The 527-nt window shown below is 48.2% G+C and carries 1 protein-coding gene; it reads left to right on the top strand.

The genetic code is table 11. The features are described 5' to 3' along the window. Positions 1–527 (top strand): conjugal transfer protein TraN (traN, locus tag R7E78_RS30220; RefSeq protein WP_318059157.1); only part of this gene is annotated, 527 nt, incomplete at both ends.

Raw genomic sequence — 527 nt, 5'->3', positions numbered from 1 at the left:
GTCATCAATGGGATCAAAGTTTGCGAATCTCAACTCAAGCCGTCACCTTTGCCTGGTATTCCAAAACTATGCAAAAAGGTTCGAGTTAAAGCTGACTATGACTTCTATAAGGGGCAAATGGACTGCTGGACAGACCCTCAAGGTGAAACGCACTGTCCGGTAAACACGGGCGGGAATCTCGATAGCTGTCAGAAATATGAAGAAAACCCTCAGTGCGGCTTCATCAGTTCCAAATGTGTTGATGGTGCTCAGGGAAGTTCTGGTACGTGCTACGTCCACGAGGATACTTATGACTGTGGTACAGATGTTTCTGTTCCGACCTTGGAAAAGGAAACTGAGTACCAGTGCGGTGGGCCTATACGCTGCATGGGAGATGACTGCCTTGATTTGACCAAAACACAAAGCACTGATTTTGCTCGCGCTACTGCGTTGCTCAATGCAGCCCAATTCATGACGCAGGATATGAGCTGCACAGGCCAAGATGGGGATGACAATCCTACCGGGGATGAAAACGTTATTTGCTCTGC

It is taken from the genome of Vibrio sp. YT-19(2023) (genome assembly GCF_033337395.1).
This window is presented reverse-complemented; position numbering and strand designations above follow the sequence as displayed.